We start from the raw sequence: 14916 nt of genomic DNA on the forward strand, positions 1-14916 counted from the left end.
CCGCAGCTTTAGCGAAGGCGGGGCCTCGGAGCGCTCCGGAACCTTTATCGCTACACCAACCTTACTTCGCAAAAACCAATCTCTTGACGGTACCAAGCGCTAGTTAAAAAAAAATGAATTCCCGGTAACCTTCACCGGAAGTTGAAGTATATTAACTACATTTAAGATAAATATATGTAACGTGAGTCGTCACCAGCTTGGAGAATTTGAAGAAATTGTAATGCTTACCGTAGGCATTCTTTATAAGGAAGCTTATGGCGTTGCCATCATCGATGAAATTGAAACGCGCATGAACCGCAAGGTGAGCATCGGGTCGCTGCAGACCGTGCTGAGACGCCTCGAAGGGAAAGGCTATCTGACATCCGAGTTCGGCGAAGCCACCAATGTGCGGGGCGGCAAGCGAAAACGATACTTCAGCCTTACAACCCTCGGCTCACGTGTATTACGCGAAACACAGGAACAACGTCAGGAGATGTTTAAAGCGATCCCGCGTGTCGCATTCCCCAAGTCATGAATCAGCTACCCGGCATACAACCTCCAGCGCTCTTCCTCCGGTTCTTCCGGTGGTTCTGCAATCCCGCGTTTGCGGAAGACATCGAAGGCGATCTCGTGGAGATGTTCGGACGTGACGCCGCCACCGGTAACCTTACCCGGGCGCGGATGCAGTTCTCGATTCGTGTGCTTCGCCTGTTTCGTCCCGGCATCATCAGAAAGATCGGTTATCAGTCATCCTATATCCATCCATTACCTATGTTCAAAAATTATTTCATCACCTCCCTGCGTTCGCTGATGCGAAGCAAAGGTTTCTCGACCATTAACATTGTGGGGCTCGCCGTGGGCCTGGCTACCTTCAGCCTCATCTCGTTCTATGTTTACCACGAGCTCTCATTCGACCGTTATCATCAGAATGCCGACCGCATCTTTCGCATCGTCGAGAACCTGAAAACGGAGAATGAAATGCTCTTTCAATCCACCAGCTCTCCGCCGATGGGTCCACGCTTCCAGAAAGATTTCCCGGAAGTTGAAAGCTATGTGCGTTTTCAGCAATGGAGCCTGCTGGCGCAGCGTAATGACATCACCGGCTACGAGTCCGACAGCTACATCGCCGACAGCACCGTGTTCGACGTCTTCAGCTTCAAGCTGCTGGCGGGTGATAAAAAGACAGCACTGCGCGAGCCTTATTCCATTGTGCTCACGCAGTCGATGGCAAAAAAATATTTCGGTAACGAAGACCCCGTCGGTCAAACGTTGAAGATGGATTACGACAATTACAAGGTAACAGGTGTGATGGAGGATGTGCCCGGCAATTCTCACTTCCGGTTCTCGAACCTGATCTCGTTCTCTACATGGAGCCGCAACAACAAAGACGCGGAAGATCGCGCGTGGTTCTGGAACGGTTTCCATACGTATGTGCTGCTGCGCGATGCTCAGTCGGCAGACAAGGTGCGTGCAAAGATGAAGGACTTCCTGAAAAGAAATGTCGAAAAGGGTGGCATGTATTACGAAGACCTTCCGCTGCAGCCGCTGACCGGCATTTATATGGCTCCTGAACGCTCTTGGGAGAATGGCACCCGGGGCAGCATGAGCAACGTATACATTCTTTCCATCATTGCTGTGTTCATACTCCTGATCGCGTGCTTCAACTACATCAACCTGACCACCGCCCGCGCCTCACGGCGTCTTAAGGAAGTAGGACTTCGTAAAACACTAGGCGCGCAGAAAAGAATGCTGATCGCGCAGTTCCTGGGCGAGTCACTGATCGTCACCCTGCTTTCTTCGCTCATGGCGGGCATCCTGGCCTGGATCGCGCTGCCCGCATTCCGTACACTGGTTGAATCTCCGCTGGACTTTTCGGTTTTACCGGAAGCGTGGAAGGTGATTGGCGCAACGCTGGGGCTGGTACTCATCGTAGGATTGCTGGCAGGTGGTTACCCGGCCTTCATTATATCACGCTTTGAGCCCGTGCAGATCTTTCGGCCATCCGCCCAGGGTATCTTCGGCCATCACAATCTCAGAAAGGTGCTGGTTGGTATTCAGTTCCTCATCTCCATCACGCTGGTAGCCGGAACCATGCTCGTGTATGACCAGTTGGATGTGGTCCGTAAACAGGACCTGGGCTTCGATAAGGAGGGCATGATCGTGGTACCCACCAATGGCGACACGGCTATCGTAAAATATCTCGATGCCGTCAAAAATGAGTTGATGCAGGTGCCCGGAGTACAACATGTCGCTGGCTCCCGCCAGATCCCCGGGCAGAATGCGAACAATTTATATACGGAGATCGAAATGACGGGCGGAAAAATGTCACCGACCAATATCAACTACAATTTCGTAGATCATGATTTTCTAACCACCTATAATATCAAGCTGCTGGCAGGGCGTGATTTCAGCCGCAGTGTACAGGCAGACGACACCACAGCGTACCTGATCAACGAGGCTGCCATCAAAGATTTCGGCTGGACTCCGGAAGAAGCCATCGGCAGGAAAGTAAGGAGGGGACGCGAGGGCAAGATCATCGGTGTGATCAAAGATTTCCATTACCGCTCGCTGCACACCAAAGTAGAACCCATGATGATCGGCATGACCAATTATGTCGGGCGCCTGTCCATCCGTCTTGAGAAGAACGGTGATGTGCCGGCTACGGTAGCGCGCGTGGAGAAAAAATGGCACGAGCTCATCCCTTATCTTCCGTTCGACTATTCTTTCCTCGATGTTGAGTTCGACCGTCAATATAAGGCTGACCAGCAGCTGGGTAAAGTGGCAGGTGTGTTTACCGGGCTCGCTATCTTTATCGGATGCCTCGGTCTGTTAGGGCTCACGTCATTTGTGGTGGAGCGCAGAACAAAAGAGATCGGTATCCGCAAAGTGCTGGGTGCGTCGGTGCCCAGTGTGGTGATGCTGATCACACGTGAGTTCATCTGGCTGATCGCCATTGCGCTGATCATGGCTACGCCGCTCACGTGGTACCTCATCGATCAATGGGAGCAGAACTTCACCTTGCAGGCTGCGATCAATCCGCTTCGGTTTGTGATGGCAGGCACGGCGGTGTTCATGGTTGCCTGGCTCACCATCAGCTTCCTGTCACTGCGCGCGGCCAATGCCAATCCCGCGAAAGCGCTGCGAACAGAATAGGACGTAGAAGAACCGATCACTGAATGGCGGACAGCAGGGTAATAATTGAAAATCAATGATTACCTTGCTGCAAACTCCGCTTTCATGATGAATCCATTGTTTGCACCTTCTTTACTCTTTTACTATGGCGTGTTCCTGATCTTGTGTGGGATCGTGTCCGTTGTTCTGATCGGCCTTAAAGCAAAAACAGCGCTGGCGTCAGGAGGAATATCCGGCGTTATTGCCATCACCATCGGGCATTTTATTGCCCAGGGATCAGTGATAGCGCAGATCGCTGGTATCCTGGTCTGTTTAGCGCTGTTTATCGTTTTCTGCTGGCGTTCTGCCAAAACGTTGTTCAAAGTGTTCGAGCTTATTCAGGAACGCGACCCCGACCTGAAAGGTAAAGGTATCGCGTTCCTGATCATCAGCCTGATGGCAGTCGTTACCGTTGTGGTCCTGCTGCTGCAGCTGACGTACATCACCGTATGATCATTGATTTTCGCTCCAGGGCGGTGTGATCTTGTTCATACGCGCATAGGCGATCAATTGGCCAAGGTGCTCATTCGAGTGGGCAACCACGATCAGTATGGCAGACATGCTTGTGAACTCACCGGGAAAAGGGAACTCTACTTTATTGGGCAGCGATGCATCCGGCGTGGTTTTGATAGCGTTGATCACCAGGTCGTACGATCTTTTCAACTCGGTGGCAATGGCGTCTTTCGTTTTCAGGTCTTTCTCCAGCGTTTCCATTTTAACACCTTCGGGGATCTTGGCGCCCAGCTTGGAAGCGAAGAAATAATTCGCTGAAATGATGTGCGCATAAACCTGTGCCACGGTGCGTACACCCGCCTGTGGACTCCAGGCGTACTTGTCTGCGGGAATTGCCTGTGCAAGTTGCATCACATGTCCGGATACATAGCCGAGCGATCCCGCTGTTTCCTTCTGGAATTGTCCCTGGCAAAATGCCTGTGTTGTGAATAACAGCGCTGCAATGGTTAATAGTTTTTTCATAGTGTTTGTGTAGTTGGTGGATAATAAAATGGTGATTTAGTCAAATGTAAATTGTGGGTTTATACTTTTTCAAGTCTTGTTTTCCTCCATGCTTCGAAATCTGCTGTGCCCAGGCGCGCGTTGTCAGCAGGCGTAAGTGTTTTTGTTTTCAGCAATAATGCGCCTGAGCCGTTTATATGGATCGTATCGCTGAATCCGGATATAAGTTCGAAAATATTTTGCCTTTTTTCAGATTGAAAACTTAAAAAAGAATCCGATCAATAGCTGGTTCAGTGATCATAGGCCCATTACTTCACCATTCGATATCCAAGTTTCTCATCCCGTTAATACTTGTGGTTATTTCTTCAACGGCTTCGCATCGCCGAATACGAGCACTAACCCGGTGACTCCCGCCACAAAAAGACTGAGCACAAGCGGAAAAACACCATTAACCATGAAGTAGCTGATGATTGACCCCAGGGTGGCGCCAATGAAAAAGAAACATGTACCGTAAATAGCCGAGGCCATGCCTGCCATGGTTCCCATCGGCTCCAGGGCTAACGCGCTGCTGTTGGGCTCGATCGCCAGGTTGATGGCCATCATCAGCGCGACCGCAATAAAAAATAACACGATGGGGGGCGGATCGCCGAAAACCAACGTGAAGAGCAGCAACAGGCCGCCAGCTACTGTGTAGATGATGAGGAGCCAACGAAGGGTACGCCGGGCGCCGTATTTTGATGAAAGACGCGAGTTCGTCAAGGCACAAAGCGACATCAGCAGTCCGATGCTGGCGAAGATCCAGGCGAACAGTTGTGGCCTGCCATAGATATTTCCCACGATGTGCTCCGAGCTGGCCACATACGAGCTCAAGGCTGCAAAAAGAGCAGTAGTGATGCCGGTATAACGGAGAAAGGTCCGGTTGCCGATCACGCTTCTGACGGAACTGGCAATGCTTGCCCAGTTGAAAGCTGTGCGTTGTTCACGCGAAAGGGACTCTTCCAGCCTGAGCGACCAGAGAAACACAATGACCGCGAACAGGGGTGGTGTAAGGAACACAGCCTGCCAGGATGCAACGGACAGGATGGCGATCCCTAAGAATGGCGCAAAGACCGGTGTGAACAAGAAGATGGTCAGGATCAGTGACATGGTGTGGGCCATCCGGTCTCCGACGAAGCGGTCACGAACACCCGCGATGGTGGTTGTAAACACGGCGGAGGCTCCGATGCCGGCCACGAACCGTGCGGCAAACATGAGCTCCAGGCTGGGGCTTATGGCAGCGGCGATCCCGCCAATAATGTAGAGTGGAAACCCAACACGAAGGATTGGCAGTCGACCGAAACGATCTGACAGCGCTCCGAAGATGATCTGCACCACCTGGCCCATAAAGAAAAAGGAAATGACCTGGGCCGGCGCTGTGGAAGCAGGGCTGAGTCCAAAGTGCTGCCGGAGCTCGCCAAACGCCGGAAGCATGATATCGATGCCCAAAGCCGTCAGCATCATGGTGCAGGCCGACAGGGCAATAAACTCGGCTTGTTTCATTTTCATACTTCGGGGTTGTATAGCCTGGTTGCCGATATTAGCATCACCATCCACAGCAGCAACGTTTTCTTCTGATCTTTTCACCGGATTGATTTTTCCCAAAGCTACTGTCTTGATTCAGTTTAGAGGGGGTGTGAATAAGACATTTTAAAGGGCTGATTCAGACAAGCCCTCCCAATTATTACGGTTACTCAACTCATGTCGCAGCAGACCACCCCTCAACCAGCACCTGGACACTTGAACCGACCCCTCTCAGTCATATGCCGTGAGGACATAAGCCAACCTTCGGCCTGGCAGGGGCACGAGCGGGTTGGGTTGAGTCCGAAGGGCATATGACGGGGCCACCTCGCCGCGGCCCCGGAGCGGCGCCAAACCTTATTGCCAACACAGAGTCTATTTTTCGAAAGCAGACAATTACTCAACCCGTGCCAGTAATCTTGCAAGACAACACAGCCCTTTGTAATTTTCCCACCGATTGTCGCAAGTACCAAACACTCCCGCAACCCCACCGTTTTCAGCCAGATGAGAAGCCCGCGAATCGTTAAACGCTATGTGACCTTTCTGTTTACGCTTTTCACTGTTGTGGCCGTAAGAGGGCAGGAGCACCATGCTGAAAGCAGGTCCCACCAGCTCACCGTGTCGTGTGATAACAACCTGTTCTTGCTAAATGGTGAAGACGGTTATTATACCAATGGCGTGTTTCTGAAATACGACCGCCTGAGCAGAAAGCACCGGTCGGCGGCGCTGAAGCGGATCTTTTCATACGAGATCGGGCAGATGATCTACAACGCGCACAGCAGAAAGATCCTGGCCCATGGCAATGCAAATTTTCCGGGCGGCATCCAGGAGATCGACAGGCCTGTCACCGGCTACCTGTTTGGCAAAGCAAGCTGTTCATCTTTCTACGGCGGCAACAAAATGCTGACACTCGGTGTCTCTGTCGGCAGCATCGGCAAAAATGCGTTCGGCAAAGAGGTGCAGGAGTCGTGGCACAAGATGATCGGCATAAAACCGCACTGGAACTGGGTGTGGGATTATCAGCTCAACAGTGAAACCGGTGTGAACATCAGCGGTGTATATGCGTTCACGCTGGTAAACCCGGAACGGCGATCGTGGTTTCAGATCACACCTGTGACCGAAGCCACCGTGGGCACCATTTTTACCAACGTGTCGCAGGCTGTGGTTTTGCAGTTCGGAAAGTTGAGGCCGATGTCCTCCGGCAGTTATTGGAGTTCACGATTACAAGAGAACGACGCAACCGGTAGCCGTCCTGTTGAATTGTTCGTGTTCTATAAACCAGAGGCCAGGTACCAGGTATACAACGCGACGGTTCAGGGTGGTATGTTAAGAGATGACAAAGGACCGATCACTTCAGCAATAGAACCTTTCTTCTTTTCGCAGGATATTGGTGTCCGTTATTCCACGCCTGGGTATTGCCTGGGGTATCATGTAACGTTTCAGACCCGGGAAGCCAAAGGGCAGTTCAACCATCACGCGTTCGGGAATCTTGTTTGCATCCTGCGGATATAGCTTTCAAATATCTGTCAACTTCATAGACCGGTCTTTTCAATTTAAACAGTTCTTGTGAACGGAGCAGAGCGACGCTTTGCTGATAGGTAGATTTATCTGAGCAACATAGTTTCGGGTCCCGCTCCGAGGCCGCGGGGGGCCACGTCATACGTCGTTCGGACTCAACCCAACCCGCTCGTGCCCCTGCCAGGCCAAAGGTTGGCTTATGTCCTCACGTCGTATGACTGAAGGAGCTACGTTCACAGGTACAGTTGAGTTTGGATATTGAACTCCGAACAAAGGAGTGCCGAATTTTCTTGTGAACGGAGCAGAGCGACGCTTTGCTGATAGGTAGATTTATCTGAGCAACATAGTTTCGGGTCCCGCTCCGAGGCCGCGGGGGGCCACGTCATACGTCGTTCGGACTCAACCCAACCCGCTCGTGCCCCTGCCAGGCCAAAGGTTGGCTTATGTCCTCACGTCGTATGACTGAAGGAGCTACGTTCACAGGTACAGTTGAGTTTGGATATTGAACTCCGAACAAAGGAGTGCCGAATTTTTCGAAGGTGGGCGTACTTCGTCATTCGATATCCAAAATTTTGCGAACAGTGAAGCATCAGTACACCTATGTTAAAGATTGAATAACACTTTCTTAATCCTTTCAGCATTTTTCTTGTCCATATTTAAACCGTTTTAGCGAACTTGTTCGATAACCCTTAAGATTGAAATATGAAACATTTCTCCGCTTTCACTGTTTTATTGCTCTTCACCGTTTGTCTGGCGCAGGGGCAGCAAAAGCCGCTTCACCCAGACCTGAAGATTGAGCAACCCGCAGGTCCCAAACCGTGGACCAACCTGAACATTAACGACAAGCCTGGACAGTTCCAGTTTGTGGTGGTGACCGATCGCACGGGGGGCCATCGTCCCGGTATTTTTGAGAAGGGCGTTGACAAGGTCAACCTGCTGCAGCCCGAGTTTGTGATGAGCGTAGGAGATATGATCGAGGGGTATACCACTGACACTGCGGAGATCAACAGGCAGTGGGATGAGTTCTGCGGATTTGTCGGCAAGCTGACGATGCCATTCTTCTATGTGCCGGGCAATCACGACTTCACCAACCCGGTGATGGAGCGGATCTGGAAGGAACGGTTCGGACCCGCTTATTATTCTTTCGTCTACAAGGATGTGTTGTTCATGGCGCTGAACTCGGAAGACCAGACCCGCGGATCGGGAAAGGGAAGCATCTCACCACCACAGCTGGAGTGGATCCGCAAAACGCTGGATGCCAATCGAAACGTAAAGTGGACCTTCCTGTTTATGCACCAACCGCTCTGGGTGCAGGAGACCGACCCGGTAAAATGGTTCGACGTTGAAAAACTGCTCGCCGACAGGAAACACACCGTGTTTGTAGGTCACCGCCATCACTACGAACGATTTGAGCGTAATAACACGCAGTACTACATGCTGGCTACAACGGGTGGTGCCTCGGCTTTGCGCGGTCCGCAGCTGGGAGAATTTGATCATTTCGTATGGGTGACCATGACGGAGCAGGGCCCCATACTCGCAAACCTTCACCTGGATGGCGTTTTCGATCATGATGTGTTCAATGAACAGCTCACCGCATTTACGGAAAAGATCTGGAGCTCAAATATGATCCGGGTAGAAGAGCCTCTTTACGTCAAGGGTGCCACGTTCACACAGGATTCGATCCGCTTCCGCATCACCAATAATTTCGACGTTCCTGTTAAGGTAAAGCTTGATCATGGTTTCTCGTGGGACTTCAAAGCCGATATCGCAAAACCCGAGCTCACAGTGCCTCCCAACAGCGTGAGATTTTCATCCATAGAGCTTACAGCCCGCAAACAGAAAGAGATCGAAGCCATGAAGGCTGTGAAAGTAAAAGCCGGAGTAGCCGTGCAGCAGGCGGGGAAAAGTGACTTCTTTGTGCCCTTTGAGTTCAATGTGGCGCCGCTCAGGAGATATGAGTTGAAGAAGGCTACCGGCAGCATCAAAACCGATGGTGTGTTGAACGATTGGGCCTCGCTGCCGTACACACTGCCGACCCCGGAGGGTGGCCGGTTTGGCATTGCCTACGACAACAAGTTTATCTACCTGGGCGTACAGGTCAATGACAGCGAGCTGATCAACGACTCCGCAGGCACTACCATTAACCAGGACTTTGTGGGCTTTGTGCTCGATGGACAACCCACAACGAAAAGCATTTCGGAAAAAGGAGACGACTGGTTTAAAAACTCCCTGTACTTTATTGCCAGCCCTGAAGACGGTTCCGGCAAGAGCAGCGTAAGGGACCTGGGTGAGAGCGAGCAGCAGCTCGTATGGAAATGTATCAAAAACAAGAGCGGTTATGCTTTTGAGATCGCCATCCCCATCGAGTACGTTCAACAGCAGCAAGGTGATCTGTGGCAGAGTGTAAGGGTGAACGTGGTGGTTCAGGACAAAGACGCAAAATCTTCAAGCCGCATCACCTGGCAACCCAACTGGCGTGACCGCGATAACCTTCCCGGCTCAGGTATGTTCTTCAGGGATGCGAAGAGCAAGATGTAGGTCATAACCTTTTTATCTGTGGCGTGTAGCCCGCACGAAATGCGTTTACAATGGAGGTGGGGGTAAGCGCTGTCAGCATTGATCCTTCAGGTACGGCGATGGCGTTGTCATAGCCGGAGGGTGTCCAATGATGCAGCCTGCCTTCGGTGAAGAGGTAAGGCTCATCATCGATGGCCACAAACGTTCCTTCTACAAGATCGGAAGGCATGCGTTGATGTGTTACTTTTTTCTTTTCGCGATCGATTCGCTCCCGGTGTATGACCTCATCGATTTCTTTGATCGAGGTTGTCATGCTGAAATGATACGATGGGTTTCCCTGGATCCAGCAGGCCTTGAATCTTTTCGCGTCTTCTTTGCGGCATTCAAAGCAGGGCCGGTGCCCCGCGGCAAAGGCAGTGGCTTCGTCGAGAAAAAAAAGCTCCGTCCAGCGATCGGGTGTCATCACCGTTCTTTTTCTTCCCTTAAACGCCAGAAGGCAGATGATCCACGCTTTATGCTTAAACGTGTGTGTGATCTCTTTCCGCTCATTGTGGATCACCCCACGGTTGCCCATGAACAACCCGCGCGCACTGGTCTTGATGATCCTCCCGAACGGGTCAACACGGTTTTGAAGCATCCTTAAAAGTACACAATCGGGCGCAAAAAGTCGTCAGACCACTGCGCGCAGGCAACGCGCCCCGTCAGTGGTCAGACGACTATCGTACTACTGCTTGCTCAGCAAGTAAGAAGTAAAGCTGTCACCGTCTATTTTGGTATACTTAAAGTCCTCATTGCCTTTAAAGGCAACGCCGTCCAAATTCAAGGGCGATCTGAATTTGGAATATTTGAAATTGGCAAGGCCATGGAAGCTGGCTTTCTCGAACGAAGTCCCACGCGGGAATTCGGTGTATTTAAAATCGGCACCTGATTCAAATTTTGTGTTGCTGAACGAGGGGCCGCTGGAGAACTCGGCGTATTTGAAGTTGGCAGGATCATTGAAGGTGCATCCCGAAAATGTGGCCGCACCATTGAACTCGGAATATTTGAACTCGCTGCCTTTTTTGAAAACACAATCCTTAAAAACAACATCTTTTTCAAAGTGCGCAACGTAGGTCTCGTGTCTGCGCTCCAGGTGGTAGTAGGCGAGTACGTCGTCCAGGAAGGTGCAGTTGGTGAAATTCACGGGGACTTCCACAACGCTTTCATAGGTACCATGATCGTTGTCGCTGAGCCAGTTGTTCACTTTGCGATCGAGACTGCGGTTTTGGAGATCTGTGAGGTCAAGGTTTCCCTCGATCTCAACGTTGCTGTATTGAACGATACGGCCTTCGTTGATCTGTTTGATGATGTCGGCGGCCTTGATCCTGGTTTGTGCCACCGTGGAGGCAGTTGCAGCGATCAGGCAGAGAAAGATGGTAAGGAGCTGTTTCATGAGTTTTATTCTTTATTAGGTAATACCGGTGTAACTAAAAAAGGTTACAAAGGTCTCCGAAAGATGCCTCAAGTCCCCGAAAGGTTGCATGCCGCTTTGTAAAATTTTGCCAATACGTTCCTGTACAGGCGTTGGATCCCCGGAAGAAGGGCACACGTGCCCTTGACCTTGAAACTTTAAACTTCAACCTTAAACTTTAAACTTCCCTCCAATATTTTTCCTTTTGCAGGTAAAATCCCTACCTTTATCATAATAGCTGCAAATAGAAAATAATGTCATCGCGAAATAACCTGGGTGAATTTGAAGAGATCGTCATGCTTACCATCGGTGTGTTGGGGGAGAATGCTTACGGCCTCGCTATCAAAGAACATATTGAATCACGATTGAACCGGGTTGTGAGCATGGGAGCGCTGCACACCGGACTATATCGCCTCGAAGAAAAAGGATATCTGAAATCCAAACTTGGTAAGGCAACAAACGTGCGGGGTGGAAAACCGAAACGATTCTTCATTGTGACCAACGGCGGTCAGAAAGCATTGAAGAAGGCGATGGAAGACCGGCAGCAGCTCTGGAAAGATATCCCCGAGGGTGTGTTCAAACTTTTCCCGTCACAGTCATGAGCAAACCTCCGAAAATACTGGACTGGTTTCTGGACGCATGTTGTCCTGACAGCCGCCCCGATCTTAAAGGCAATTTCCTGGAGCTGTACGATGACCGGCTGCGTGAACGCGGGAGATCGTTTGCTAACCGAAAGCTGCTGCGAGACACGTTCAGCATTATACCGTTGAAATTTATTGTTAAGGAAGAAAGACATACCCCTGTACCCATGTTCAAGACCAACCTCAAGATCGCGCGACGGATCCTCCTCAAAAACAGGATGTATACCGCCATCAACATCATCGGGCTTTCCGTAAGCCTTGCCATTTGTGTTCTGATCGCTCTTTTTATCCAGGATGAGCTCAGCTTCGATCAACATTTCCAGGATGGCGACAAGGTGTATCGCATTGCGGGAAATTATTCACAGGGCGGCGCCGACCGGGTTACCAGCGCGCAGACAACGTACCTGATCAAACCATTGATCGAAAAGGATGTTGACGGCCTCGAGGCGATCACACGCGCGGATTTCACTGCCGACCTGGTGACGATTAACGGCGACAAGCAATACCAGGAACGCGCCATGGTCTTTGCCGACTCGACCTTTTTTGATGTGTTCAGGATCCCATTCCTGAAAGGTGATGTTGCCACTGCGCTGGACCGGCCTGAGAATGTTGTGGTTGACCGGACAACTGCCATCAAATACTTTGGCACGGACGATGTTCTTGGCAAAACGGTAGCGCTGCGGGGCAAACAGTTTATGATCACGGGTGTGTTTGAACCGCTTCCGGGCAATACCCATTTTCAATGTAGCATCGTTTTTCCGATCTCGGGTATCAAACAATGGTATCCTGATTGGGTGCTGACCAACGCCTCGGGCACGAGCTTGTACACCTACATCCGTACAAAAGAAAACTTCAGTGCCGCCGGGTTTGAAGCCGCCGTGAGCAAACAGATCGCAGCGCGCTGGGGCTGGGAGGGCAGCGGGGCGCCCAAATATTTTGTACAGCCACTCACCTCCATCCACCTCGAATCGAACCTGCAGGGCGAGGCGGGCGTGAATGGAAGTAAATCAACTGTTTACATCTTTGCCGTTACGGCCATTGTGATCTTCATCCTGGCTTGCATCAATTATATTAACCTGACCACGGCAGCGTCATTTCAGCGGGGCAAAGAGGTAGGAATAAAAAAAGTACTGGGTTCTACTACCCGCATGCAGCTTTCGCAATTTCAAACCGAGTCATTCATCGTGGCAACCATCGCTGTGACGATTGCTGTTATTCTTGCGAGGCTGGCCATCCCTGTATTCAACGAGCTGAGTGGAAAAACACTGGGCTTCAACCCGTTTATCGATCCGCTGGTAGGCATCGGGTTACTGGTTGTATTGATCCTGGTCGGTGCGGTGGCCGGCATCTCGCCTGCATTCGTGTTGCTGCGGACCACCACCATCGGTATGCTTTACGACAAACTAGCTTTGCGCAGCATCAAATCGTACCTGCGGAGCGGTCTTATTGTTTTTCAGTTTTCAATTTCCATTACACTGATCACGTGTACACTGATCGTGATGGACCAGATCTCCTTTATCAGAAAACGGGACCTTGGTATCGATCCGGAGTCGGTTGTTCTGATCCCGCTTCAGACCCCGGAGATCGCTTCAAAGCTCGAGCTCATCAAAACCGAGATGACGCGCGTGCCCTCGGTTTTAGGTGTTTCGGCATCCGGCAATAAAGTAACGGAAAGAGTAGGAGGATGGCGCCAGTATAAAACGGACCCAGCGCAAAAAGATGTAATAAATTGTGCGAGTACAGCAGTGTCCTATGACTTTTTCGAAACCATGAAAGCGACAATGGCTGACGGACGTGCTTTTTCGAAGGAATACTCGACCGACCTGCTCACAGGTTATGTATTGAATGAGTCTGCGGTAAAATTTTTAGGTATGGAGGATCCTGTTGGAAAAAACCTGCAGGGCACTACATTCACCGGATCAGAGTGGTTCAGACGCGACGGGCAGGTTATTGGCGTTGTGAAGGATTTTCATTTCGCGTCCCTTCACGATAAGGTACAACCTGTGATCTTTTACCTCGCCTCGGCGCAAACAGAATCATGTTCGTGGCTGGAAGTACGCATCCTGAGCGGAGATATGCCAAAGACCATCGAATCGTTGAAGAAGGTCTGGGCCAATGTCGCCGGTTCGCGTCCCTTCGAATTTGAGTTTATGGATGAAGCGGTGGCAGCGCACTATCAGGCCGAAGACAGGTTCTTAAAGGTATTTACAACATTTTCTGTGTTATCCATTATGCTCGGCGGCCTTGGGCTGTTTGGTCTCACGGCATTTGCAGCGAAAAGAAGAACGAAAGAGATCGGTATTCGCCGGGTGATGGGGGCCAGCACCGCCACGTTGATCAAAGTTCTGTCAGCCGATTTTCTCAAGCTGGTGCTGGTGGCCAACATCATCGGGTGGCCGATCGCGTCCTATTTTATGAACCAGTGGATGACGAATTTTGCCTATCACGCTCCCATGCCTGTGTGGGTGTTTATCGGTACCGGTATTGGTGTGCTGGTGATTGCCTTCCTGTGTGTTTTGTATCATTCACTGAAAGTATCGCGGACCAGCCCGGTGAGATCTCTACGAAGTGAATAGTTTAGGTGGGGGAACTAAGTTCCCCAATGAAGGCCATGCTATCGAACAAGATTTTTTGAAAGGCGCCGGAAGAAACTTCCGCGCCAGGGGAGGCCCAACTTTAAACTTTAGACCTTAAACCTTGAACCTTAAACTTGCCCCGTCAGGATTGACACAACCTCACCCACAACTTCCGGCACCTTGCGCTGCGGATCGAGGGTGGGGTCATAGGCGGTAAAGGCAACGGCGGCAATGCCGAACCTGCGTTTGATAGTTCTGATGGCGTTGTAAAGATCTTCCGGGGAGAGTCCTCCGGTCTCGCAATATTCGTTGACCTTCACAAAGTCTGCATCCAGCACATCAAGGTCGATGTGCAGATAGACTTTCTTTACCGGAAGGGAGATTGTGCTAAGAATATCCGGGTTCTTTTTCAACAGCGAGGGGGGCACACGTTGTATGGCCGACTTTGCGAGCCGTGTTTCTTCCAACCCTACCTTGTCACGCGAGCCGACCTGCCCCCCCGAGAGTTACGCGGTTGGAAAAAAAAAGCGCACCGCCCCCGCCACTGCCCCCC

12 protein-coding genes are annotated in these 14916 nt (G+C 51.1%); 7 read left to right on the forward strand and 5 right to left on the reverse strand.

What is annotated here, in order from left to right; genetic code table 11:
* The first annotated feature begins 181 nt into the window (after positions 1-181).
* The 3 genes from KK083_RS29080 (at position 182) to KK083_RS29090 (ending at position 3603) form a co-directional block, all read left to right on the forward strand.
* Positions 182-514, forward strand: a complete 333-nt coding sequence (locus KK083_RS29080) for a PadR family transcriptional regulator (RefSeq protein WP_254169669.1) — start codon at positions 182-184, stop codon at positions 512-514.
* Entirely contained in the window at positions 511-3132 is a 2622-nt protein-coding gene (locus KK083_RS29085; protein ID WP_254169670.1) for an ABC transporter permease, read from the forward strand. The genes KK083_RS29080 and KK083_RS29085 overlap by 4 nt, the downstream gene beginning before the upstream one ends.
* Before the next feature lie 84 nt (positions 3133-3216).
* Complete coding sequence (locus KK083_RS29090; protein ID WP_254169671.1) at positions 3217-3603, forward strand: hypothetical protein; 387 nt, start codon at positions 3217-3219, stop codon at positions 3601-3603.
* Here KK083_RS29090 and KK083_RS29095 read toward each other — a convergent pair whose 3' ends face one another.
* On the reverse strand, positions 3604-4125 hold the full coding sequence (locus KK083_RS29095; protein WP_254169672.1) for a DinB family protein: 522 nt from the start codon (positions 4123-4125) through the stop codon (positions 3604-3606).
* Between the two features lie 336 nt (positions 4126-4461).
* A complete protein-coding gene (locus tag KK083_RS29100; RefSeq protein ID WP_254169673.1) occupies positions 4462-5727 on the reverse strand; it encodes a multidrug effflux MFS transporter in 1266 nt (421 codons plus the stop codon).
* 468 nt (positions 5728-6195) lie between these two features.
* Here KK083_RS29100 and KK083_RS29105 point away from each other — a divergent pair, with 468 nt between their 5' ends.
* On the forward strand, positions 6196-7173 hold the full coding sequence (locus KK083_RS29105; protein ID WP_254169674.1) for a lipid A-modifier LpxR family protein: 978 nt from the start codon (positions 6196-6198) through the stop codon (positions 7171-7173).
* Between the two features lie 708 nt (positions 7174-7881).
* Positions 7882-9717 (forward strand): metallophosphoesterase, encoded by a 1836-nt coding sequence (locus KK083_RS29110; protein WP_254169675.1) that lies wholly within the window; start codon positions 7882-7884, stop codon positions 9715-9717.
* Position 9718: 1 nt separating this feature from the next.
* On the opposite strand, the gene KK083_RS29115 is transcribed toward KK083_RS29110, so the two are convergent.
* Both KK083_RS29115 and KK083_RS29120 read right to left on the reverse strand, forming a co-directional pair.
* A complete protein-coding gene (locus tag KK083_RS29115) occupies positions 9719-10333 on the reverse strand; it encodes a hypothetical protein (protein ID WP_254169676.1) in 615 nt (204 codons plus the stop codon).
* Between the two features lie 87 nt (positions 10334-10420).
* Positions 10421-11128, reverse strand: a complete 708-nt coding sequence (locus KK083_RS29120; RefSeq protein WP_254169677.1) for a pentapeptide repeat-containing protein — start codon at positions 11126-11128, stop codon at positions 10421-10423.
* A 272-nt stretch (positions 11129-11400) separates the two neighbouring features.
* Between KK083_RS29120 and KK083_RS29125 the strand changes: the two genes are divergently transcribed.
* Positions 11401-11748 (forward strand): PadR family transcriptional regulator, encoded by a 348-nt coding sequence (locus KK083_RS29125; protein ID WP_254169678.1) that lies wholly within the window; start codon positions 11401-11403, stop codon positions 11746-11748.
* A complete protein-coding gene (locus tag KK083_RS29130; protein WP_254169679.1) occupies positions 11745-14363 on the forward strand; it encodes an ABC transporter permease in 2619 nt (872 codons plus the stop codon). The genes KK083_RS29125 and KK083_RS29130 overlap by 4 nt, the downstream gene beginning before the upstream one ends.
* Positions 14364-14491: 128 nt before the next feature.
* Here the strand turns inward: KK083_RS29130 and KK083_RS29135 are convergent, their stop codons facing one another.
* The gene (locus tag KK083_RS29135) at positions 14492-14830 is read right to left on the reverse strand and encodes an arginase family protein (RefSeq protein ID WP_254169680.1); all 339 of its coding nucleotides are present in this window, start codon (positions 14828-14830) and stop codon (positions 14492-14494) included.
* Positions 14831-14916 lie beyond the last annotated feature (86 nt).

The organism is Chryseosolibacter histidinae (genome assembly GCF_018598225.1).
Taxonomy (GTDB): domain Bacteria; phylum Bacteroidota; class Bacteroidia; order Cytophagales; family Cyclobacteriaceae; genus Chryseosolibacter; species Chryseosolibacter histidini.